Source organism: Curtobacterium sp. MCSS17_005, from assembly GCF_003234225.2.
Taxonomy (GTDB): Bacteria; Actinomycetota; Actinomycetes; order Actinomycetales; family Microbacteriaceae; genus Curtobacterium; species Curtobacterium flaccumfaciens.
The window spans coordinates 1,891,400-1,912,345 of the sequence record NZ_CP126258.1 but is presented as its reverse complement, the minus strand read 5'-3'; the positions used below and the strand labels follow the sequence as shown (position 1 = coordinate 1,912,345).

General features: G+C 72.3%; 23 protein-coding genes. 4 read left to right on the top strand and 19 right to left on the bottom strand.

The window, feature by feature from the left end; translation table 11 throughout:
* Positions 1-67: 67 nt before the first annotated feature.
* Together DEJ20_RS09210 and DEJ20_RS09205 are read left to right on the top strand one after the other, a co-directional pair.
* Positions 68-1,201, top strand: a complete 1,134-nt coding sequence (locus DEJ20_RS09210) for a DUF475 domain-containing protein (RefSeq protein WP_111235894.1) — start codon at positions 68-70, stop codon at positions 1,199-1,201.
* 137 nt (positions 1,202-1,338) lie between these two features.
* On the top strand, positions 1,339-2,940 hold the full coding sequence (locus DEJ20_RS09205) for a Na+/H+ antiporter (RefSeq protein ID WP_111235953.1): 1,602 nt from the start codon (positions 1,339-1,341) through the stop codon (positions 2,938-2,940).
* A 168-nt stretch (positions 2,941-3,108) separates the two neighbouring features.
* Here the strand turns inward: DEJ20_RS09205 and DEJ20_RS09200 are convergent, their stop codons facing one another.
* The 19 genes from DEJ20_RS09200 to DEJ20_RS09110 form a co-directional block, all read right to left on the bottom strand.
* The gene (locus DEJ20_RS09200) at positions 3,109-3,492 is read right to left on the bottom strand and encodes a hypothetical protein (protein WP_111235895.1); all 384 of its coding nucleotides are present in this window, start codon (positions 3,490-3,492) and stop codon (positions 3,109-3,111) included.
* Between the two features lie 54 nt (positions 3,493-3,546).
* Positions 3,547-3,720, bottom strand: a complete 174-nt coding sequence (locus tag DEJ20_RS09195) for a hypothetical protein (protein ID WP_181431589.1) — start codon at positions 3,718-3,720, stop codon at positions 3,547-3,549.
* Positions 3,721-3,917: 197 nt separating this feature from the next.
* The gene (locus tag DEJ20_RS09190) at positions 3,918-5,093 is read right to left on the bottom strand and encodes a flagellar hook protein FlgE (RefSeq protein WP_111235896.1); all 1,176 of its coding nucleotides are present in this window, start codon (positions 5,091-5,093) and stop codon (positions 3,918-3,920) included.
* A 90-nt stretch (positions 5,094-5,183) separates the two neighbouring features.
* Positions 5,184-5,627, bottom strand: a complete 444-nt coding sequence (locus DEJ20_RS09185) for a flagellar hook assembly protein FlgD (RefSeq protein WP_071403921.1) — start codon at positions 5,625-5,627, stop codon at positions 5,184-5,186.
* Positions 5,628-5,652: 25 nt separating this feature from the next.
* The gene (locus DEJ20_RS09180) at positions 5,653-7,047 is read right to left on the bottom strand and encodes a flagellar hook-length control protein FliK (RefSeq protein ID WP_111235897.1); all 1,395 of its coding nucleotides are present in this window, start codon (positions 7,045-7,047) and stop codon (positions 5,653-5,655) included.
* Positions 7,044-7,781, bottom strand: a complete 738-nt coding sequence (locus DEJ20_RS09175) for a C40 family peptidase (RefSeq protein ID WP_111235898.1) — start codon at positions 7,779-7,781, stop codon at positions 7,044-7,046. The genes DEJ20_RS09180 and DEJ20_RS09175 overlap by 4 nt, the downstream gene beginning before the upstream one ends.
* Positions 7,778-8,209 (bottom strand): flagellar FliJ family protein, encoded by a 432-nt coding sequence (locus tag DEJ20_RS09170; RefSeq protein ID WP_111235899.1) that lies wholly within the window; start codon positions 8,207-8,209, stop codon positions 7,778-7,780. Before DEJ20_RS09170 ends, DEJ20_RS09175 begins: the two co-directional genes overlap by 4 nt.
* The gene (locus tag DEJ20_RS09165; RefSeq protein ID WP_111235900.1) at positions 8,209-9,552 is read right to left on the bottom strand and encodes a FliI/YscN family ATPase; all 1,344 of its coding nucleotides are present in this window, start codon (positions 9,550-9,552) and stop codon (positions 8,209-8,211) included. Before DEJ20_RS09165 ends, DEJ20_RS09170 begins: the two co-directional genes overlap by 1 nt.
* Positions 9,549-10,223: a FliH/SctL family protein gene (locus tag DEJ20_RS09160; protein ID WP_111235901.1), complete on the bottom strand. Its 675-nt coding sequence runs from the start codon at positions 10,221-10,223 to the stop codon at positions 9,549-9,551. The genes DEJ20_RS09165 and DEJ20_RS09160 overlap by 4 nt, the downstream gene beginning before the upstream one ends.
* Positions 10,216-11,256, bottom strand: coding sequence for a flagellar motor switch protein FliG (gene fliG, locus DEJ20_RS09155; protein WP_111235954.1), 1,041 nt, complete (start codon positions 11,254-11,256; stop codon positions 10,216-10,218). Before fliG ends, DEJ20_RS09160 begins: the two co-directional genes overlap by 8 nt.
* 8 nt (positions 11,257-11,264) lie before the next feature.
* A complete protein-coding gene (gene fliF, locus DEJ20_RS09150; protein ID WP_111235902.1) occupies positions 11,265-12,935 on the bottom strand; it encodes a flagellar basal-body MS-ring/collar protein FliF in 1,671 nt (556 codons plus the stop codon).
* Positions 12,935-13,276, bottom strand: coding sequence for a flagellar hook-basal body complex protein FliE (fliE, locus tag DEJ20_RS09145; protein WP_071244597.1), 342 nt, complete (start codon positions 13,274-13,276; stop codon positions 12,935-12,937). Before fliE ends, fliF begins: the two co-directional genes overlap by 1 nt.
* On the bottom strand, positions 13,276-13,671 hold the full coding sequence (locus DEJ20_RS09140; RefSeq protein ID WP_017886136.1) for a flagellar basal body rod protein FlgC: 396 nt from the start codon (positions 13,669-13,671) through the stop codon (positions 13,276-13,278). The genes fliE and DEJ20_RS09140 overlap by 1 nt, the downstream gene beginning before the upstream one ends.
* The gene (locus DEJ20_RS09135) at positions 13,668-14,012 is read right to left on the bottom strand and encodes a flagellar basal body protein (RefSeq protein WP_017886135.1); all 345 of its coding nucleotides are present in this window, start codon (positions 14,010-14,012) and stop codon (positions 13,668-13,670) included. Before DEJ20_RS09135 ends, DEJ20_RS09140 begins: the two co-directional genes overlap by 4 nt.
* 510 nt (positions 14,013-14,522) lie before the next feature.
* On the bottom strand, positions 14,523-14,849 hold the full coding sequence (locus tag DEJ20_RS09130) for a hypothetical protein (RefSeq protein ID WP_111235903.1): 327 nt from the start codon (positions 14,847-14,849) through the stop codon (positions 14,523-14,525).
* Complete coding sequence (gene fliS / locus DEJ20_RS09125; RefSeq protein ID WP_111235904.1) at positions 14,839-15,312, bottom strand: flagellar export chaperone FliS; 474 nt, start codon at positions 15,310-15,312, stop codon at positions 14,839-14,841. Before fliS ends, DEJ20_RS09130 begins: the two co-directional genes overlap by 11 nt.
* A gap of 11 nt (positions 15,313-15,323) precedes the next feature.
* Complete coding sequence (fliD, locus tag DEJ20_RS09120) at positions 15,324-16,712, bottom strand: flagellar filament capping protein FliD (RefSeq protein ID WP_258377207.1); 1,389 nt, start codon at positions 16,710-16,712, stop codon at positions 15,324-15,326.
* Between the two features lie 103 nt (positions 16,713-16,815).
* On the bottom strand, positions 16,816-17,655 hold the full coding sequence (locus DEJ20_RS09115; RefSeq protein ID WP_181420034.1) for a flagellin N-terminal helical domain-containing protein: 840 nt from the start codon (positions 17,653-17,655) through the stop codon (positions 16,816-16,818).
* A 118-nt stretch (positions 17,656-17,773) separates the two neighbouring features.
* A complete protein-coding gene (locus DEJ20_RS09110; protein WP_027465507.1) occupies positions 17,774-18,589 on the bottom strand; it encodes a sigma-70 family RNA polymerase sigma factor in 816 nt (271 codons plus the stop codon).
* Positions 18,590-19,033: 444 nt separating this feature from the next.
* Between DEJ20_RS09110 and DEJ20_RS09105 the strand changes: the two genes are divergently transcribed.
* Together DEJ20_RS09105 and flgK are read left to right on the top strand one after the other, a co-directional pair.
* The gene (locus DEJ20_RS09105) at positions 19,034-19,519 is read left to right on the top strand and encodes a flagellar protein FlgN (RefSeq protein ID WP_111235905.1); all 486 of its coding nucleotides are present in this window, start codon (positions 19,034-19,036) and stop codon (positions 19,517-19,519) included.
* 4 nt (positions 19,520-19,523) lie between these two features.
* Positions 19,524-20,945, top strand: a complete 1,422-nt coding sequence (gene flgK / locus DEJ20_RS09100; RefSeq protein ID WP_111235906.1) for a flagellar hook-associated protein FlgK — start codon at positions 19,524-19,526, stop codon at positions 20,943-20,945.
* The last annotated feature ends 1 nt before the right edge of the window (position 20,946 follow it).

Here is a 20,946-nt window from a genome sequence, read left to right as displayed (position 1 = left end):
CGGGCCTCCAGGCCGATGCCCAGGAGCGCTCCATGCGCCGCCCAGCCCGACCGTGCTGGATGGGCAGATGGCCACGAGATCACTCCTGACCGTCCCCCTGCTCATCACCGTCGCGGCCGCCGCGGCGGCCTGGCTGGTGCTCGGCCCCGCCGCAGCGCTCGCCTTCGTCGCCCTCGCGTTCCTCGAGATCGCGATGGCCGCGGACTCGTCCGTGCCGATGGCCGGCATCGCCGGGCGCCTGCACTCCCCCGCCCGCCGGCTGTTCCTGTCGCTCGGGATCGTCGCGGGCGTGCTCGCGATGCGCCTGCTCCTACCGCCGGCCGCCGTCGCGGTCGGTGACGCGACCGACCCGGCCAGCTCGGTCGAGGAAGCCGTCTTCGCGCCCGGCTCGTTCTCCGCGCACCTGGCCGAGGTGCGTCCGGCCCTCGCCGCCTTCGGCGCCGCGTTCATCTGGCAGGTCTTCGCCGAGTACCTGTTCAACACCGACCGCGCGTCCCGCAGGTCGTGGCTGGGCAGCCTGGAGGCACGACTCGCCTCCGTCGCGCGACCCCGCGTCTGGTCGCTGGTCACCGCTGCGACGGGGGTCGTCGTGACTTCCGTGCTCGTCGGGTCGCGCTCCGGCTGGGCCGCCGGTGCGCTGCTGCCGGTCGCGCTCGGTGGGGTGGCCGGCATCGCCGCGTACCTCGTGTCGAAGCGGACCGCGGCCTGGGCGCTGCGTCCGGACCCCGGAGGCGGCGGGTCGGACACGGCGTCGATCGGGGTGGGCCGCGGAGCCTGGCGCATCCACCTGTACGCATCGACGGTCGTGTTCGAGCGGGGGCTCGTGGTGTTCATGCTCTTCGAGATCCTCGACGGCGTGTACAGCCTGTCGGGGTCCGGGCCGCTCGGGTCGGACGGGCTCGGGGCGCTGGAGCAGGCCGCCGTCGCCATCGGGGCGATCGGGGTGGGCGCGGTGTTCCTGGCCCGCCTGACCTCGCGGGTCGACCAGGCTGCGGGGCTCAAGCGGCTGCGGTACCTGAAGGCCGGGGCGGCGTACGTGCTCGGGGTGCTGTCGGTGCTGCTGTGGGCGAGTCTGCTCGTGCCGATCCCGGGCGTCGTCGTGGGGTGGTTCGGGACCGTCGTGATCGGATCGGCGCTGGTGAGCTCCCTGCCGTGGCGCGCGTGGTGGCGGCGGGTGGTGCGGCGGCCGCGGGCGGTGTGACGCGGCGGCTCGTGACGGGTCCTGCGCCGTGGTGCGGCGCGTCGTCCGGCTGTGGTGCGGCGCGTCGTCCGGCTGTTCTGGAAGGATCCACCGTGGATCGGCGTTGACTGGCGGGTCGGACGACGATCGGAGTGCACGTGCTGGGACCGGAACTGGTGGTCGTGCTCGGCCTCGCCATCGCACTGACGGCGGCCGTGGCCGACCGGATCCGGATCGCACCACCCGTGCTGCTCCTGGTCTTCGGTGCGCTGCTCGGGCTCGTGCCGGAGTTCGCGGACGTCGAGCTCCCCGCCGAGGCCGTGCTCCTGCTGTTCCTGCCGGCGCTGCTCTACTGGGAGAGCCTGACGACGTCGCTCCGCGAGATCCGGAAGAACCTGCGCGGCATCGTCCTGATGGGCACCCTGCTCGTCGTGGTCACGGCCGGTGCCGTCGCCGTGCTGCTGCACCTGCTCGGGATGCCGTGGGGGCCGGCCTGGGTGCTCGGCGCCGCGGTCGCCCCGACCGACGCGACGGCGGTCGGCGTGCTCACGAAGATGCTGCCGCGGCGGAACGTCACGGTGCTCCGCGCCGAGAGCCTGGTGAACGACGGCACCACCCTGGTGGTCTACGGCATCGCGGTGGCCGTCACCGTCGGGACGCAGGAACTCACGTTCTGGGGCGTGTCCGGCATGCTCGTCCTGTCGTACATCGGCGGGGTCGCCGCCGGGCTCGCCGCCGCCTGGATCGGGACGATGGTGCTGCGACGCGTCGACACCGTCGTGCTCGAGAACCTCGTCACCCTGCTCGTGCCCTTCGCGGCCTTCCTGGCCGCCGAGGCCATCGGTGCCTCCGGTGTGCTCGCCGTCGTGGCGGCCGGCATCGTCGTCAGCCAGGTCGGCCCGAAGCTGGACCGTGCCGAGACCCGCCAGCAGGTGCGCGCGTTCTGGTCGTTCCTGACCTTCCTGCTCAACGGCGCGCTGTTCGTCCTGGTCGGCATCGAGGCGATGGTCGCCGCACGTGCACTGGACCCCGCCGACCTGCTGCGTGGGACCGGGATCGTCTTCGCGGTCGCGGTGCTGCTCGTCATCGTGCGGTTCGCGTTCCTCAACGCCGCGGGCGGGACCATCTGGCTCGTCACCCGGCGCACCGGCGGAGAACCGCGCGAGGGGCATCGCGACCGGCTCGTCAGCGGCTTCGCCGGGTTCCGGGGCGCGGTGTCGCTCGCCATGGCCGTCGCCGTGCCGCGCACCCTCGAGTCCGGCGGCGACTTCCCCGAGCGGGACCTCATCGTCTTCGTCACCGCCGGCGTGGTCATCGTCACGATCGTCGGGCAGGCGCTCGTGCTGCCGGCCGTCCTGCGTCGCGCCGCGCTGCCCGAGGACGAGTCCGTCAGCGAGGAACGTCGCTACGCCGAACGCACCGCCATCGAGGAGGCGCTCGATGCACTCCCCCGTCTCGCACGGTCGACCGGAGCCGATCGTGCCACCGTCGATCGCCTGCGGAAGGACTACGAGGCGCACCTCGACGTGATCGAGGCCCGCGAAGGGGACGACGACGACCACCCCGCGCTGCAGCGGCACGACAACGCGGTCGCCCTCGAGCTCGCACTCGTCCAGCACAAGGCGAACACCCTGTTGCGCCTGCGCGACGCGGACGAGATCGACGACCTGGTACTGCGTCAGGTGCGCGCCGGGTACGACGCGGAAGAGGCGCGGCTGGACGGCATCGAATCGGTGGCGTCGCCGCCCACGTCGTCGTAGGGCGACTCCGGGCGCACCTGGTCGAATCGGGCGTACCCGGTCGGTCGTTCCGACCAAGTACGCCCGTTTCCCGTTCCCATCGCAGCCGTTATGGGAAGGAACGCACCCGCTCATGTGCGCCGCCGCAGCCAGACGCCCGTGTGATGCCCCGTCCGGCTCGACGTGTGCTCAGCGCGAGAGTCCGACCGACACAGCCGCCGTCGACGGACCACCGCACCGCTCGTCCTGGTCGCCCTGCTCGTCGCGGACCCAGTGCAGCGCAACTGGTCGGCTGAGGAGCAGACGGTCCTCGCGGTCGTAGACAGCGACCCGGCCCACCGTCGGGATGCCGGAATCTGCCGTCGTCCGCCAGACGGCACCGCCGGGCACGGGCGTGGGCGACGGCTCCGGCGCGACACCGACGGGGACCAGCGGTGGGTCCGACGGAGTCGGCGGCGTGCAGCGTGCTCCCCCACACGTGCGGACGAGGGCGACGTCGCTCAGGTCCCGGGCGTCTCCGGTGACCGTCACCTCCACCGTGTTGAACCACGCTGACGACTTCTCCTGCACCATCCACCAACGCCACCGCTCCGTACGACGCGCGACACACCCGGTCAGCGCTCCGGTTCAGACGTCCGAGAGCCGACGCCCGGTCAGCGCGTCGTTCCAGCTCGTGCGGCCGCCGGGAGCACGCGACTCGTGCACGCCGTCGTGGCCGCGCGGTCGATCACACCGCCAGCGGTCGAAGACGCTCCAGCAGCGGTGGTCGGACTGGTGGTCGGTGTCGGGGTTCTCGCGCATCGCACCGATGAGACGTCACGACGCGCCGTTTCGTCACGAACCGTCGCCGAACTCCCTGCTCCACGAACGACGGTGAGCAGGAACGGTCGAGTCCCCCTTCGGTACCCGACCGTTCCTGCTCACCAAGCGCACGACGACGCGAGCGGGCGCGACGCGAGCGGGCGCGACGCGAGCGCCCGCGACGCGAACCCCCGCGCCTAGCGCTTCAGGTTCGTGAGCTCCTGCAGCACCTCGTCCGAGGTGGTGATGATGCGCGCGTTCGCCTGGAACCCGCGCTGCGCGACGATCAGGTTCGTGAACTCCTGCGACAGGTCGACGTTCGACATCTCGAGCGTCCCCGCAGCGAGCGAACCGACGCCCGCCGAGCCGGGACCGCCGACCGTCGCACCGCCCGAGTTCGCGGTGGCGCGGTAGCCCGACGCCCCGGTCTTCTCGAGGCCGGCCGGGTTGGCGAACGTGGCGAGGGCGATGCGGCCGAGCGCGAGCGACGCGCCGTTCGAGAACGTGCCGGTGACGGTGCCGTCCTTCGAGATCGAGTAGCCCTGCAGCGCGCCGGCCTCGCGGCCGTTCTGCGAGCCGATCGCCGCGGTGTTGAGCGAGGCGAACCCGGTCAGGTCGCCCATGTCGACGCGGATGCCCCCGACGGCGAGGGTGCCGCCGGCGGCCAGCTTGCCGTCGGTGCCGAAGGTCAGCGAGGTCGTCGCCGTGGTGCCCTGGCCGTTGCGCCCGGTGACGTCCCAGCCGTCGGCGGTGCGCGTGTAGGCGAGCGACATCGTGTGCTTGGCGCCCGAGGCGTCGTACACGGTGGCCTCGCGGGTGATGGTCTGGCCGACGGCCGTCTCGGACGGCAGGTTGCCGGCGACGGTGGCGGCGGTGGTGCGGACCGCCGGGGCCGCGGCGTCGAGCGGCAGCGTGATGTCGGACAGCTGGCCGTTCTCGTTGACGACGCCGTTCGTGGCCGGGTAGCCCTGCACGATCTTGCCGTCGGCGGTGACCAGGCGGCCGTTGGCGTCGAAGTCGAACGCACCGGCGCGGGTGTAGACGGTGTCGTTGCCCAGGCGGGTGACGAAGAAGCCGTCGCCCGAGATCATCAGGTCGGTGGCCTTGCCGGTGGCCTGCGCCGAGCCCTGCGAGAAGTTCGTGGAGACCCCGGCGACCTGCACGCCCAGGCCGATCTGGGCCGGGTTCGTGCCGCCGATGCCGGTCTGCGGTCCGCCGGCACCCTGGGTCATCTGCGACAGGGTGTCCTGGAACACGGTCGTCGACGACTTGAAGCCGACGGTGTTCACGTTGGCGATGTTGTTGCCGGTGACGTCGAGCATCTGCTGGTGGGAGCGGAGGCCGGAGATCCCGGAGTAGAGCGAGCGGAGCATGGTGCGTCCTTTCGGAGAGGCAGGAAGAGCGAGGAAGAACGAGGAAGAGCGAGGAAGAACGAGGAAGAACGAAGAACGGAGGAGCGGGCGTCAGGACGCCGGAGCGGTGGTGGTGATGCCGGAGATCACGTCGAGAGCGACCTCCTTCCCGTTCACGGTGACCGTGGGGACGCTGTTCGCGTACGACACGGCCGAGGCGGTCCCGGTGACGGACTTGCCCGAGTCGGCGTCGGTGTAGCTGACCTGCTTGCCGACGAGGTTCGCTGCGGCGATGCGCATCTGGAGCGAGAAGTTCTCGTTCCCCGTCGTGGTCTGGTTGGTGATCTGCTCCATCATCGCGAGCTGCGTCTGCTGGCCGATCATCTGGTTGGTGTCCATCGGCGACGACGGGTCCTGGTTGCGCAGCTGCGTGACGAGCAGCTTCATGAAGACCTCGGAGTCCATCGTCTGGGACTTCTGGGCGGTGGAGTTCGCGGCGAGGGCCGCGGCCTGCGCGGTCGGGTCGACGCTGCCGGTGATGCCGTCGATGGGCATGGTGCGTTCCTGTTCGTGAGCCGGATCAGGCGAGGACGTCGAGTCCCGCGGTGCGGATGGAGGGCGTGTGGGCGGTGGGCTGCGGACGCGGAGTGACCCGCGCCTCCAGGCCGGGGTCGCCAGGCAGCGCACGTGCGGCCGAACGCTCGTCGCGACCCGGCGCGTCCTGCGGCTGGTTCTGCGACGACAGGTCGAGCGTGGTGCTCACACCGGTGCCGGCGGCGTCGCGCCGCAGGTCCGGCAGGACCTGACGGACGGCCTCGCGGCCGGCGTCCGAGGCGGCGAACAGCTCGACGTGCATGCCGTGCGCGGTGACGTGCGCGCGGACCGTGACCGGGCCGAGGCTGTCCGGCACGACCTGCACGGTGACGACGTGCTCGCCGGGGCCGGCCTGTGCGAGCGAGAACACCGGTCGCGCCAGCTGCTGGGCGAGCGGCGCCGGGGACGGCGCGGTCGCCGCGGCGGGCGCAGTGGTCGGCGTCGTCGCCATGACGAACGGCGTCTCGCCTCCGCGCGTCGGGGCAACGGCCGGGAGGCCCGGATCACCCGGCGTCGACGCCTGCTGCTCCGTCCCGTGGCCGGCTCGGGAGCCGGGGCCGGCTGCCGGGGCGGCAGTGACGACCGGCGCCTGGGCCGGCGTCACGGTCCCGGTGTCGCCGTCGGCGGTGCGGGTGGCGGCGGGGGCCGCGATGGCGGCAGCGGCCGTCGGGGCGGTGGTCGCCGGGTCGGTCGCGGCCCTGGTCGTCGACGCAGCGGTCGTCGCGGGGGTGGCGTCGGCGACGGTCCTCGCGGCAGCGGCCGGAGACACGGTGCCGGCGGGCGTCACGGCAGGCGTCGCCGCGGCGGCGGTCGCCGGCCGGGTCGTCGCAGCGGCAGCCGTCTCCGGTGCCACGCCCGACGCCGGTGCCTGCTGCGGAGTCGTCGTGGCGGGGGCGGTGGTCGGCGCCGCAGTCGACGGGACCGGCGTCGACGTGTCCCCCTCCACCGACGGTGGTGTCGTGGTCGTGGTGTTGGTCGTTCCGGCGGTCACCCCTGCGGCCACGACGGCGTGTGGGTCGCCGGCGGGCGTCTCGGCGGCGCGGCTGGCCGGAGCGATCGGTGCGGCCACGGTCACGAGTCCAGCGGCGAGCAGCGCCTGCGCGTCGACGGGGGCTGCCTCGGTCGCGGGCACCGGCTGGTCCGATGCGGACGCGGACGCAGGCGCCGAGGCAGCCGTGCTCGGCGTCGCGGCCGAGCCGTCCGCCGTGCGGCCGTCGGTGTCGTCCCGCCCGGCGGCACCGTCTCCGGGGCGCCGCTCGGTCGCGACGGCGGCGGTCAGCGCTGCGCCGAAGGACCCGGCAGCAGCGGGGTCGGACAGCGCACCCCGAGTGGAGCCCGGCGCGGTGGGCACGGACGGCTGGGTGGCGATGGTCAGGCTCATGCGGCGCTCCCGGACTGCATCATGGACAGCAGCGCGGCGGTCTGCAGGTCGGTCGCGGAACGCGCTGCCGAGACGGTCGGCGCAGCGACGGCCGCCGGGGCCGCCTGTGCCGGGACGATCCGGCGGATGGTCGCGATGTCGGCGTCGGAGTACCAGTTGTCGACGATCCGGACGTCCTTGCCGGGGCGCGGCGCGTGCAGCACCTTGCCGTCGCCGACGTAGATGACGACGTGGCCCTCGCCCTTCGGGATGATCAGGTCGCCCGGCTGCGCGTCCTTCAGGGAGCCGACCTCGACGCCCATCTTCGCCTGGTCCGGCACGACCCGGGGCATCGTGACCCCGAGGTCCTTGAAGACCGTCTGCACCAGGCCCGAGCAGTCCATGCCCGCGGTCGTCTCCCCGCCGAACACGTACGGCACGCCGAGGTACTTCTTCGCGTCGGCCACGACGTCTGCGCCGGTCGCACCACTGCCGGTGGCGAGGGTGCCGGCCCCGGCGTCGACCGAGGTCGCCGGGGCACGGGTGGCCGTCGGGGTCGATGCGGCGGTCGCACCGGCAGCGCTCCCGGCGCCGGTCGTGCCGTCGGCGGTGGCGAGGGCATCGGCGAAGGCCGACGATCCCGCGGCACCGCTGGTGGCGGAGGCGCTCGGAGCAGCCGTGGCCGTGCCGCCGCGCAGCGTGTCGATCTGGGACCGGATCTCCGAGATCCGGGAGAGCACCGCTTCGACGCTCATCGGGCACCACCTTCCGTGCGGCGTCGTGCCGCGATCTCGTCGAGGGCGTTCTGTTCGGTCCGGAGTTCCTCGGCCGCCTGCTGCTCGGTGTGCTTGCCCTCGAGCTTCTCGAGGCCGACGGCGGCGCGCCGGGCAGCGGTGTAGTCCCGCTGCGCCCGGTCGGCGTCGGCACGGCGGTTCTGCACCACGGCGTCGAGCTCCTCGAGCATCCCGCGGGTCGCGGCACGGGCTGCGGCGACGGCGCTCAGGGTGGCGGCGTCCTGGATCGGCTGGGCGTCCTCGCTGTCGGCGAGGCTCCGGCGTGCGGCGATCCGGGCGTCGGCGGCGTCACGGACGCGCTCGTTCGCGGTGGCCAGCGTGGCGGCGGCACGGTCCTGTTCGGTGTGGCGCAGGCGCAGGAGCCCGGCGAGCGGGAAACGGCGGGCCATCACGACACCCCCAGCTGCTGCACGAGGCCGCCGAGGCGCTGCCAGGACGCGTCGGCCGTGGCCCGCTCGTCCATGCCCTGGCGCAGGAACGCGTCGATCGATCCCTGGTGGTCGACGGCGGCGTCCACGAGCGGGTTCGACCCGCGCTGGTACGCACCGACGTCGAGCAGGTCCTGGGCACCGGCGCGGGCGGCCATCACCTTCCGCAGCACGGTGGCGGCGGCACGCTGCTCGGGTCGGGTGACCTTCGAGGCGACGCGGGACACCGAGCCGAGGGCGTCGACCGACGGGAAGTGCCCGGTGATCGCGAGCTTGCGGTCGAGCACGACGTGGCCGTCCAGGATGCTGCGAGCGGCGTCGGCGATCGGCTCGTTGTGGTCGTCCCCGTCGACCAGCACGGTGTACATGCCCGTGATGCTGCCGACGCGGTCGGTCCCAGCGCGCTCGAGCAGCCCGGCGAGCACCGAGAACGTCGACGGCGGGTAGCCCCGGGTGGCCGGCGGCTCTCCGACCGACAGCCCGATCTCGCGCTGCGCCATCGCGACACGGGTGAGCGAGTCCATCATGAGCACGACGTCCTGGCCGGCGTCGCGGAACGACTCCGCGATGCGGGTGGCCACGAACGCGGCGCGCAGGCGCATGAGCGCCGGTTCGTCGGAGGTCGACACGACGACGATCGAGCGGGCGAGCCCCTCGGGTCCCAGGTCGTCCTCCAGGAACTCGCGCACCTCGCGGCCGCGCTCCCCCACCAGGGCGATGACGTTGACGGCCGCGTCGCTCCCGCGCGCGATCATCGACAGCAGCGACGACTTGCCCACGCCGGACCCGGCGAACAGGCCCATGCGCTGCCCGCGGCCGACGGTGGTCAGGGTGTCGAGCACGCGGACGCCGAGCTGCATCGGGGTGTCGATGCGGGTCCGGGCCATCGCGCTCGGGGTGTCGTGGTCGAGCGGGACCCGGGTGACCGCTTCGCCGCCGGGACCCTCGAGCGGGCCGCGGTCGTCGATCGGTCGGCCGAGTCCGTCGAGCACGCGGCCGAACAGACCGGATCCGGTCGGCACGAGCACCGGGCGGCCGGTCGGACGCGCCGGGGTGCCCGCGGTCACGCCGGTCAGGCGGCCGAGCGGCATGCAGCGGACGCCCGAGGCATCGGTGGCGACGACCTCGACCGCGGTCTGTTCGCCGTCCTCGGCGCCGACCGTGACGACCTCGCCGACGCGGGCGTCGAGCCCGGCGATCGTCAGCCCCAGGCCGACGGCGCTCGTGACGACACCGACCCGCTGGGGGGCGGCCCGCAGGAGCGCCTCGTCGAGGCCGCGCGGACGGAGCAGCGTGGCGGTCACCGGTCGGCTCCTGTCGCGTCGACACCGAGGGCGGTTCGGGCGCGGTCGAGCGCCGTGGCAATGCGCGCGTCGAGCATGCCGTCCGGCAGGTCGACGACGGCGTCGCCGTCGCGCAGGGCGCCGTCGGCGACGACCGGCACCGGCAGGTCGAGGCCGGCGACGCGCGCGGCGTCCGCCGGGCTCAGCCGGACGGCCACCGGGACCGTGCGGTCGACGGACGCGAGCGCCCGCCGGACGGTGGCCTCGGCGCCGGACGCGATCCGGGCCTCCCGGCTGCCCTGTCCGTCCGGATCGTCGACGACGGTCGCGTCGTGTGCGGGCCTGGAGGCGCGGACCACGTTGCCGACGATCGCCTCGGCCAGGTCGACTGCCGCACTCGCGACCGACGCCTCGGCGTCCGCCAGGACGGGTGCGACCGTGGAGAGCATGGCGTTCGTGGCGGCGTCGAGGACCGCGATCCGGCGTGCCGTGTCGGCCTGCAGGGCGGTGATCCGCGCGGCGTGCTCGGCCTCGAGCCGGGCGCGCAGGGCGTCGGTCTCGGCCTGCGCGGCCCGCAGGCCGGCGGTGTAGCCGGCCGCGTGCCCGCGGACGTCCGCGCTCGACGCACGCTCGCGGCCGGCGGGGTCGGCGAGCACCGGGAAGGCGACGCGGTGCACGACGGTGTCAGTCAACGAGCTCGTCCTCCTCGGCGCGGTGCACGGTGACGACGCCCTGGGCCTCGAGCTCGCGCACGGAGCGGACGACCTCGGCGCGGGCTTCCTCGACCTGCGAGACGCGGACCGGGCCCATGGCCTGCAATTCGTCGTCGAGCAGTTCGCGGTTGCGCTCGGACACGTTCGCGCGGATCGTCTCGACGACCGGCCCGGCTGCGCCCTTCATGGCGGTCGCGAGGATCTTCGAGTCGATGCCGCGCAGCACCTGCTGGATGTCGCGGGACTCGAGCTTCACGATGTCCTCGAAGGTGAGCATGCGGGAGCGGATGTCCTCGGCGAGCTCCGGGTCGCGGGCTTCGAGTCCCTCGAGCACGGCCTTCTCGGTCGCGACGTCCGAGCGGTTGATGATGTCGACCAGGGGCGCGATGCCACCGACGACCTCGACGCTCTCGCGCGGCGACACGACGGCCCCGGCGCGCTGGCGGAGCACACCGGCGACGATGCCGACGGCCTCGGGGGTCGCGCTGCCCATCGTGGCGAAGGCCTGGGCGACGTCGGTGCGGACGCGCTCGTCGATCCCGGCGAGCACGGCACTGGCCTGCCCGGGGCCCAGATGGGCGAGCACGAGGGCGATCGTCTGCGGCAGCTCGCCCTCGAGCAGGGAGATGACCTGGCCGGGTTCGGCGTCGTCGAGGAAGTCGAACGACTGGCCGGCGAGGTTCGAGGCCAGACGGTCCATCACGCCGGCGGCCCGCTCGGCGCCGAACGACGCCTCGAGCAGCCCGAGGGCGGTCTCCTTGCCGCCGCGCTTCTGCAGTCGGCCGCTCATCGTGATCCGGTGGAACTCCGACAGCGTCTGGTCGACGACGGTGTCCTCGACGCGGCGCATCCGGACGATCTCGGCGGAGATCTCCTCGGCCTCCATCTCGGTGAACTGCTTCATCACCTCGGCGGCGCGGTCGGTCTCCATCTGCATGAGGATGAGCGCGACCTTCTGCGCACCGGTCAGGGCACGGTCGCTCGGACCGGGACCGCCGCCGGGGCTCGGCATCAGCGCGCTCACACCGGTGCCCGGTCGTCCAGGAGCCCGCGCAGGAGCTCGGCGGTGCGCTTCGGGTCGCGCTCGGCCAGGGCGGAGATGTCCTGACGGCGGCGCTCGGCGGTGATCTCCTCGGTCGTCAACACCTCGGTGGGGGCGTCGCCGGCGGGCGTCGCCGACAGCACGGCGGTCGGGGCGTCGCCGGCACCGAGCGTCGCCCGGTCGTCGACGCCGTCCATCGCGAGGGGCAGCTGGAACGTCTCACCGGCGAAGGCGTCGAGCTCGCCGAGGTCGACGGCCTCGCGCTCCTGCTTCCGGTTGCGGCGGGCGACGAAGAACATGATCGCGATGACCGCGAGGACGATGCCGATCACGATGCCGGCGGTGCGGATCGACGACCACAGTGCTTCCTGCTGGTCGGCCTTCTGCTGCGCTTCCAGGGCCTTGGCGGCCTGGTCGGAGGCGCTGGTGTCGAAGTCCATCATCGCGACCTTGACCTGGTCGCCACGGTCCTGGTCGACACCCGCGGCGGCGGACACCAGGTCGTTGATGCTCTGCAGGTTCGCGTTCTGCACGGCGTCGGCCTTCGAGTTCAGCGCGACCGAGATGGTCTGCCGGTCGAGCCCGCCCGAGGGGATCTGCGTGGTCTCGGTGGTGTGGTCGACGGCGTTGTTCTTCGTCGCCGATTCGTTCTTGTACCCGTCGTCGCCGGTGCCGCTCGTCGCGGTGCCGTTCGGGACGGCGATGTTGTCCGGACCGAGGACCCCCGTCGCGCCGGTCCCCGCACCGGAGCCCGCGCCGTACTCCTCGGTGGTGCTCGACTCGTTCAGCGCGACCGGGCCCGACGTGGGAGACGTGTAGCGCTCGGACGTCCGGGTGCCGGACTCCTGGTTCATCGTCCCGGAGACCACGACGGTCGCGTTGCCGACGCCGAGCGTGGTGTCGAGCAGGTCCTGGATCTTCTTGCTCGTCGCCGCGTCGTAGTCGGCCGCCTGGTCCGCGCCGCTGCCGGTCGCACCGGTGCCGACGGCGGACAGGGTCTGGCCTTTCGCGTCGACGACCGAGACGTCGGTGGGCTGCATGCCCTCGACCGAGGCGCTCGTCAGGTGCACGATGGCCTGCACCTGGTCGGTGCTCAGCTGCGTGCCGTTGTCGGTCGCGATGAACACCGACGCGGTCGGGTCCTTCTCCTCGGAGACGAACACCGACTTCTCCGGGATCGCGAGCTGCACGGTGGCGGTCTGCACGCCGTCCATCGCGCCGATGGTCTTGGCGAGCTCGCCCTCCATCGCGCGCTTGTAGGTGACGTCCTGCTGGAACTCCGAGCTGGTCACGCCCATCTTGTCGAGCAGCGAGTAGCCGCCCTCGTTCGACGACGGCAGGCCGTTCGACGCCGCCTTGAGGCGCTCCGAGTACACCTGCGCCTGCGGAACGAGGATCGTCGCGCCGCCGTCGGTGAGCTGGAACGGCACACCGTCGGTCTGCAGCTGGTCCGTGATGGAGCTCGCGTCGGCCGCGGCGAGCCCGGTGAAGAGCGGGGCGTAGGACGCCTTGCCGAGCCAGGACGCGAGGGCGATCCCACCGAGCACGAGTGCCGCGATCGCCAGGATCGCGATGGTGCGCTGGGCGGCGGAGAAGCCCTTCACGTAGGCGCTGAGGCGCGCGAAGACGTTCTTGACGGCGACGGGCATCAGGCCTGCATCCTCATGATCTCGTTGAAGGCGTCGACGCCCTTGTTGCGGACGGCGGAAACGAGCTCGAGCGTGACCTGCGCGCGGGTGGCGGCGATCGTGGCGTCGTGGATGTCGTCGAGGTTGCCGGTCACGGCCTTGAGCGCGAGGGTCTTCGAGTCGCTCTGCAACGACTGCAGCCCGTCGACGGCGTTGCCGAGGCTCGCGGCGAACCCGCTGCCGTCGGTCGTCGCGCCGGCGGCTGCGGTGGCGTTCGTGCTGTCGCTGGACGTCCCCGACACACTGGTCAGGGCGTTCGTCATCGCGTTGGTGGTCACACCGTTCACGGCGTCGATGGGCATCAGTTCTTCCCGATCTGCAGTGCCGCCTCGTAGGCGGTCTTGGCACGGTCGACCACGGCGGCGTTCGCCTGGTAGCCGCGCTGGGCCATGATGAGGTCCGCCATCTGCGTGCCGAGGTCGATGTCGGGCATGCGGACGTAGCCCTCCTCGTTCGCGAGCGGGTTGTCCGGGTCGTAGGTCACACGGCCGGCGGCGCTGCCGAACGCGGCGCCCTTGACGTAGGCGCCGGAGACGCCGGCGCCCTCCTGCACCTCGACGTAGCGCGCCTGGAACGCGGTGTCGTCCATCGACTTCACGGTGTTCGCGTTGGCGATGTTGTCCGAGACGGCGTCGAGCCACTTCCGGTGCACGGTCAGACCGGTGCTCGCGATGCCGATCGCGTCGAAGGTCGTCACGAGTTCGTCCGCATCGCCGCACGGACGCTGGTGAGCTCGGAGTTCATCGCCTGCGTCGCGAACTGGTACCGCAGCACGGTGTCGATGTTCGACAGCGTCTCCTCATCGAGGTTGACGTTGTTGCCGTTCGTGTTCGTCGGCTCGAGGCTGCGCGCCATCGTCGGCGTGGTGGCGCCGTCGCCGTCCACGATCGACTTCGCCAGGGCGTCCTCGAACTGGACCTTCTCGGCGTGGTAGTTCGTCGTGTTGATGTTCGCGATGTTGTTCGCGATCACCTTCTGGCGCATCGACAGACCGTCGAGTGCGCTCTGCAGCGCGACGCTCGTCACGGAATCGAACACGAAGGGTCCCCTCGTCAGGCGTCGTCGGTGCGACGTCGCCGTGCGGTGGTGGCCGATCCCTGGCCGAACTGGTGAGCGATCCGTGCTCGAATGGCGCTATCGGAGCCCGTCGTCCGCCGCGTTAGGCGTCGCCCCGAACGGGGGGCGGTGGGGCGGTGGGGCTGTGGGTGCGGGTGCGGGCCGGTGTCGCTCGTTGCGCGTGCGGTTGGTTGCACGCGCGCGGGAGCGACACAGTCGACGTCGTACGACGACGACATCGTCGCCCCGTGCACGCGCCACCAGTTGTCCGCGCGCGGAAGCGACACCGCCGACGTCGTACGACAACGACGACGTCGCCCGTTGCGCGCGCCGGCAGTTGCACGCGCGCACGAACGACAGGGTCGCCGTCGTCCGACCGCGACATCGTCGCTCCGTGCAGACGCTGCAGGTTGCGGACGCGGACGGTTGCACGCGCGCACGAGCGACAGGGTCGCCGTCGTACGACGACGACATCGTCGCTCGGGGCGCGGGTCAGGCGGAAGCGTCGAGGTACACGGAGCCGCGGGGCTCGCGCGTGGCGTCGACGGCGCGCAGGGCACCGAGGTGCTCCAGCGTCGAGCGGCGGTCCGCTTCGAGCACCGTCATGCGGTCCCGCTGCGCGGCGAGCAGCCGGGAGGCCCGTCCCACCAGGTCACGCGGCAGCGGTCCCAGCCCGGCCGGCTCCGACCACCCGGCCACGGCCGTGGAGTCGGCCGCCTGCCCGGCGGCGTCGTGCTCCAGGGAGGCGAGCAGGGCCTCCCATGCGGCTCGTCCGTCCGTCTGCTCAGGCGACAGCTCTGCGGAGGACTCAGGCGACACCGAGGGCTCCCCCGGTCGGCTGCTGGTTGGCGGGCGTCGCGGGCAGCGACGCGGCTGCCTCGTGCCACGACTGACGCAGCGGCTCGAGGATCCGGATGCAGTCGCGGGTGGCCTGCACGTCGCGGTGCACGTTCGCCGTGATGAGCGAGGTGGAGGCGTAGTTGTAGACGGCGAGCAGGCCCTCGCCGCCGTCCCAGACGTCGATCCGGAGCGTGCTCGAGAGCTCGCCGACGATCGCCTGGGCGTGCAGGAGCTGCTCGCGCGCCGACTCCCAGTCGCTGGCGACCTGCGCGGCCTCGGCACGGTGCAGGTCGAGCAGCAGCCGGTCGTAGAGCATCGTCACGAGCTGGGCCGGCGTCGCCGACAGCACGGCCTCGTTCGTGTACTGGGCACGACGCTGGTCGGTGACGGTGCGCGGCTGGGCGGCCTGGCGGAAGGCGGCTGCCTGGAAGTCGAAGGTCATGGTCGTTCCCGTCAGCTCGACGTCGAGGCGAGCTGGCTGGCGAGCCAGCTCGACTGCGACTGGAGCTTGCTGAGGCTGGTCTCGAGGGATGAGTAGAGGGTCTGCAGGGCGGCCCGGCGCATCGTCAGCCGGTCGGTCCAGCTGTCGATCTGGGTGTTGAGGTCCTTGGCGACGGCCTGCTGCCCGGTGATGGACGTGGTGACCGAGCCGTCGTACTTGTCGGACGCGGCGGTGGCCGCGGCGCCGACGTTCGCGGCGACACCGGAGAGCATCGCCTGGGTGGCCTTCGGGTCGGCGGCGAGAGCCTTCTGGAAGACCTCCGGGTCGAAGGTGAAGCTGCCGTCCTTCGTGATCACGATGCCGATCGTCGACGGCGACTTGCCGTCGACGGGGGCGGACATCGTGCTCGTGAGCCGCTGCACGGCGTCGCGGGACGCACCGTCGCCGAGCAGGACGCCGGCCTTCGTCGTCGTGGTGCCGGACGTCGCGCTGGTCGAGCTCGACACCGCGGTGTTCGTCTTGTAGTACGCGGCGACCGCGTTCATCGCGTCGACGAGCCCGGACGCCACGGACTGGGCCTTGGTCGTGTCCTGCGCGACCGTCACGGTGACGGGTTCGGTGGTGGCCTTCGACACGGTGACGTCGAGCCCGGGGACGAGCCCGGTGAAGGTGTTCGTGGCGCTCGTGACCGTCTGCGCGGCGGCGGTGCCGGCCCAGAGGGTGACGCTGGCGTCGGTCGCCGCGGTGACGACGGCGGCACCGGTCTCGGTGAGGACGTTCGTCGCGGTGCCCGCCGCCACGTCGTCGGCACCGCCCCGGTACACCTGGAAGCCGCCGGCCGCCCCGGTCTTGGCGGACGTGAGCTGCAGGCGGTAGAGCTTGCTGCCGTCGGCGTCGGTGCCGGCGGAGACCTTCGTCGCGGTGACGCCCGCACCGGACTTGTTCAGGGCCGACACGGCGTCGTCGAGCGAACCGGACGCCGGCGTCACAGTGGTGGACTTGCCGTCGGCGCCCACGATCGTGATCGGCTGCGCACCGGTCGACCACGTCGACATCGCGGCCGTGACCCCGACCTGGGCCGAGGCGGTGGAACCGACGGTGAAGCTGATGGAGCCGGCGGTCGCCCCGGTACCGGTGACGGCGGTGACGCTCGGCGCGGTGCTCGTCGCGGCGAAGAGGTCGAGCGACGAGGCCTTCGCGGCGTCCGCGGCCTTCGTGGCGAGCCCCTGGATCAACCCGTTGAGCGTCTGCAGTGACGAGATGAACGAGTTGGTGGTGGTGAGCTTGTTCTTGAGCAGGGTCTGCGGGACCCCCTCGACGCTCATCAGCGAGTTGATGAGGTCGGTCGTCTTGAGACCGCTGACCAGACCGTCGATCGCGAGGCTGGTGCTCGAGGACACGGACGAGGACATCGTCGACACTCCCTGGCGTCGTGGAGGTGGTCAGGACGGCGGGGTTCGTCCTCCGGGCCCGATGGGGCTCGGAGGACGAACCACGTGATGGCTAGCGCAGGAGCGAGAGCACGCCCTGGGTGCTCTGGTTCGCCTGCGCGAGCATCGAGGTGCCGGCCTGGCTGAGGATGTTGTCGCGCGTGTACTTGACCATCTCCTCCGCCATGTCGACGTCGGTGATGCGCGAGGAGGCAGCGGTGAGGTTCTCCTTGGCCACGTTCGTCACGTTGATGGCGTGGTCGAAGCGGTTCTGGACGGCACCGATGCTCGAACGAGCCGAGGAGACGTACTTGATCTGCTCGTCGATCGCGGTGATGGCGGCCTGAGCGTTCGTCGCCGAGTCGAAGGTGAGCGCGCCGACCGCGGTCGACACGGACTCCACGTTCGACTTCGACAGGTCCACGTCGATCTGGCTCGCCGCGTCGCCGTTCGCGCCGACCTGGAACTTCAGGACGCCTGCGGTGCCGGCGGAGCCGTCGAGCAGGTTGATGCCGTTGAAGTTGGTCGACTCCGAGATGCGGGTGAGCTCCTTGGTGAGCTCGCCGACCTCGGTGGTGATCGCCTTGCGGGAGTCCTCGTTGTTCGAGTCGTTGCCGGCCTGCACTGCCAGGTCGCGCATGCGCTGGAGGATCGAGTGGGTCTCGGTGAGGCCACCTTCAGCGGTCTGCACGACGGAGATGCCGTCCTGCGCGTTGCGGGCGGCGACCGTGAGGCCACCGACCTGGGACTTCAGCCCCTCGGAGATCGACAGACCGGCAGCGTCGTCGGCAGCACGGTTGATGCGGAGACCCGACGAGAGCTTCTCGAGGGACTTCGACAGGTCGTTCTGCGTCGCGTTGAGGTTCCGGTACGTGTTGAGTGCCGAGAGGTTGGTGTTGATGGACATACCCATGGTGGTTTCCTCCGTGAATGTGGGTCGTACGTCGGCCCGTCCGTGGGCTGACATGGATGACTCTCGACCGGTTGCCGGGAGTCGTTAGGGGATCGGCGGAGAAGTTTCCGCCGACGTCTCAACTCGCCGCGACGGCCGGGCCGGACGCGGCGTCGTGCACGGCACGGGCGACACCGGCGGCGGCGTTCGTGGCGACACGGGCGAGGTAGGCGCTGCGGCGGGCCGCGGTGGTGCGGCTCGCGGGCTCGACGGTGGTGCCGTCGCCGTAGTGGGCGGCGAGACCGTCGTGGAGCAGGCGCATCGCCTCGGAGCGCTGCTGCGAGACGGCCGAGTGCGTGATGCCGAGCTCGGCGGCGACGTCGGTGACCGAGCGGTCGCCGAAGTACACGGCCTCGACGATGAAGCGCATCCGCTCCGGCAGGGCCTCGACCGCGGCGCGGAGGTACCGGCGCTTCTCGGTCTCGAGCAGGTCGTCCCCGGGGAGCGGCAGGTCCGCGGCGACGAGGTCGTGCACCGTCTCGTCGAGCGGCGCGACGGTCCGGGCGGCATCGCTCATCGCGTCGACGGCGGTCTGCTTGTCGACGCCCATGGCATCGGCGATCTCCTGCGCACCGACGCTCCGGCCGAGGCGAGCGGACAGGGCCTCCTGCGTGGCCAGGGTCTCGCGGATCCGCTTCCGGGTGCCGCGGGAGGCCCAGTCGGCCGAGCGCATGTCGTCGGCCAGCGCGCCGGCGATCCGGGTGCGGGCGTACGCGCCGAACGGCACACCGAGGGTGGGGTCGAAGGCCTCGGCGGCTGCGACGAGTGCGAGCGATCCGACGGCGGCGAGGTCGTCGCGGTCCAGGTGCGTCGCCCGGGAGCGGACGTCGGCCACGATGTAGCCCACGAGCGGGAGGTGCTCCACGATCATCGCGTTGCGTTCGGTGCGGTCCATGCTGTTCCCCTGGTCGACCTGACGTGTGTCGGCTCACCCGTCCGTGGGCGCGACGGACGCCGGCCTCGGATGGCCGGTGCGTACGCCGAAGACCCGCCCGGGTCCCTCCGAGCGGTACACCCCGCATCGTTCCCGAGCGGTTCCGGGTGTCCCCCGGGGTGCGTTCTGAATGTATCGGCTGGCAATGCGCTGAACAGGTGCTCAACCGTCCCCAGTGCGGGGGTGTCAGGCCCGGATTCCGGTCGGCATTTGGGGGGACTCGGGGTGGGGAACGACCGTTCTTGTCCCCCGTCAGGGGTCATCGGGTCACAGTCCCGCCGAGTACGGGTGACGGCACTCGGCCGCCGGGGCTTACGGTCGCGGTCACCAGGTCGATAGGTCCCGGTGTCCGCAGGATGACGGACCGGGGACCACCCCCGACGAACCACCACCTGGGAGGAGCTGATGAGCGTGAACGACCTGTCCGCCGTGCTCTGGCGCGAACGCGAGCTGCTCGAACTGCTCACCTTCAAGCTCGAGGAGGAGCAGCTCCTGCTCACCGCGGGCCGCTCCCGCTGGGTGTCGCACGCCAGCCGCGAGGTCGAGCAGGTCCTCGACCGGCTCCGCAGCACCGGTCTCGAGCGCGCCGCGCAGAGCGCCGAGGTCGCCGAGGAGTGGGGCGTCCCCGCCGACGCTCCCCTGCGCGACGTCGTCGCCGCGGCACCGAACGGGCCGTGGGGCGAGATCCTGTCGTCGCACCTCACCGCGATGGTCGAGCTGACCACCCAGATCGGCGCCCTGCGCGACGAGAACGACCGGTTCCTGCGTGCAGCCGCCCAGGCCACCGAGGAGACCCTGGCTGGGGCCGTCACCGGTGCCGCCACCTACGACGCCAGTGGCACGTCCGGCGCAGGCCAGGACGGCGCGCGCCTGTTCGAGGGGACGCTGTAACACCGTGGTCAGCACCTTCGGATCCCTCGCGACCGCTTACTCCGGCCTCGCCGCCGCCCGCGCCGGCATCGACGTCACCGGTCAGAACATCGCGAACGCCGGCACCGCCGGCTACACCCGGCAGCGCGTCACGCAGAACTCGATCCCCGCGACCCAGACCGGGTTCATGCGGGGCACCGCCGCCCTCGCCGGACAGGGCGTCTCGGTCGACGGCATCGCCCGCCTGGCGTCCCTGACGCTCGACGCCGGTGTCCGCGTCGCCGCCGGCTCGTCTGCCTACGCCGATGCCCGCGCCACTGCGCTCTCCGCCCTCGAGACCGGGTTGCACGAGCCCGGCAAGGACGGCCTGAGCGCCAAGCTCGACGCGTTCTGGTCGTCCTGGAGCGGGCTCGCCAGCCACCCCGACGACCCGGGTGCCGCCAGCGCCGTGCTCGGGGCCGCCGGCATCGTCGTCGCCGCCCTGGCCGCCGGCTCGAAGGCCGTCGACGCGCAGTGGTCCTCGGTGCGCGGCACCCTGACCGGGCAGGTCGCCCAGCTGAACGGCGCCGCGGAGCAGGTCGCCGACCTGAACGGCCGGATCCGCACCGCGCTCGCCTCGGGCGGCAACGCCAACGAGCTGCTCGACCAGCGCGACCAGCTCACGCAGCAGATCGCCACGCTCGCCGGCGGCACCACCCGGACGAATGCCGACGGCACGGTCGACGTGCTCCTCGGCGGCAACCCGCTCGTGCAGGGCACCGATGCCCGCTCGGTCGCTCTCGGCGGCGCCGAGCGTCTCGCCGACGGCGCCGCGGTCACCCTGACCTGGACCACCGGCACGGCCGGGGCGGTCGGCCTGAGCGGCGGGTCGATCGGTGGCGCCCTCGCGGTCCTCGCACCCGCGTCCGGCACCGGCACGGGCGGCGCACTCGCCGAGGCCTCCGTGTCCTACGACGCCGTGGCCACGCGGCTCGCCACCACCGTGAACACCCTGCACGCCGCCGGGACCACCCCGGCCGGCACCACCGGCGCACCCTTCTTCTCCGTGGCGGCCGGCGTCCCCGCCGCTCAGGCACTCGGCGTCGTCCCCACGGACGCCAGCGGGCTGGCGACGCGGAACGCGGCAGGGGAACTCGACGACTCGTTCGCCGATGCGCTCGCGCGACTCGGGGCGTCGTCGGACGGTGCCGACCAGGTCTGGGCGACGTTCGTGGCGGGGGTGGGCACCGCCTCCAGGTCGGCGACGTCGGAATCGACGATGACCGGACTCGCGCTCACCAACGCGCGCAACCAGCAGCAGTTCAGCGCCGGCGTCGACCTCGACGAGGAGAACGTCAACCTGCTGAGCTACCAGCACGCGTACCAGGGCGCGGCGCGCGTCCTGACCGCGGTCGACGAGATGCTCGACACCATCATCAACCGCGTCGGACTCGTCGGGAGGGGCTGAT

What these genes read in the sequence shown, in the direction of transcription:
- fliE (WP_071244597.1), bottom strand. Translation starts at nt 13,276, where the DNA reads ATGCCCATCGACGCCGTGAACGGTGTGACCACCAACGCGATGACGAAC.
- DEJ20_RS09110 (WP_027465507.1), bottom strand. Translation starts at nt 18,589, where the DNA reads ATGGACCGCACCGAACGCAACGCGATGATCGTGGAGCACCTCCCGCTC.
- DEJ20_RS09115 (WP_181420034.1), bottom strand. Translation starts at nt 17,655, where the DNA reads ATGGGTATGTCCATCAACACCAACCTCTCGGCACTCAACACGTACCGG.
- fliF (WP_111235902.1), bottom strand. Translation starts at nt 12,935, where the DNA reads ATGCCCGTCGCCGTCAAGAACGTCTTCGCGCGCCTCAGCGCCTACGTG.
- fliS (WP_111235904.1), bottom strand. Translation starts at nt 15,312, where the DNA reads ATGACCTTCGACTTCCAGGCAGCCGCCTTCCGCCAGGCCGCCCAGCCG.
- DEJ20_RS09200 (WP_111235895.1), bottom strand. Translation starts at nt 3,492, where the DNA reads ATGGTGCAGGAGAAGTCGTCAGCGTGGTTCAACACGGTGGAGGTGACG.
- DEJ20_RS09105 (WP_111235905.1), top strand. Translation starts at nt 19,034, where the DNA reads ATGAGCGTGAACGACCTGTCCGCCGTGCTCTGGCGCGAACGCGAGCTG.
- DEJ20_RS09210 (WP_111235894.1), top strand. Translation starts at nt 68, where the DNA reads ATGGCCACGAGATCACTCCTGACCGTCCCCCTGCTCATCACCGTCGCG.
- DEJ20_RS09175 (WP_111235898.1), bottom strand. Translation starts at nt 7,781, where the DNA reads ATGAGCGTCGAAGCGGTGCTCTCCCGGATCTCGGAGATCCGGTCCCAG.
- DEJ20_RS09180 (WP_111235897.1), bottom strand. Translation starts at nt 7,047, where the DNA reads ATGAGCCTGACCATCGCCACCCAGCCGTCCGTGCCCACCGCGCCGGGC.
- DEJ20_RS09170 (WP_111235899.1), bottom strand. Translation starts at nt 8,209, where the DNA reads ATGGCCCGCCGTTTCCCGCTCGCCGGGCTCCTGCGCCTGCGCCACACC.
- fliG (WP_111235954.1), bottom strand. Translation starts at nt 11,256, where the DNA reads ATGCCGAGCCCCGGCGGCGGTCCCGGTCCGAGCGACCGTGCCCTGACC.
- DEJ20_RS09190 (WP_111235896.1), bottom strand. Translation starts at nt 5,093, where the DNA reads ATGCTCCGCTCGCTCTACTCCGGGATCTCCGGCCTCCGCTCCCACCAG.
- DEJ20_RS09195 (WP_181431589.1), bottom strand. Translation starts at nt 3,720, where the DNA reads ATGCGCGAGAACCCCGACACCGACCACCAGTCCGACCACCGCTGCTGG.
- DEJ20_RS09185 (WP_071403921.1), bottom strand. Translation starts at nt 5,627, where the DNA reads ATGCCCATCGACGGCATCACCGGCAGCGTCGACCCGACCGCGCAGGCC.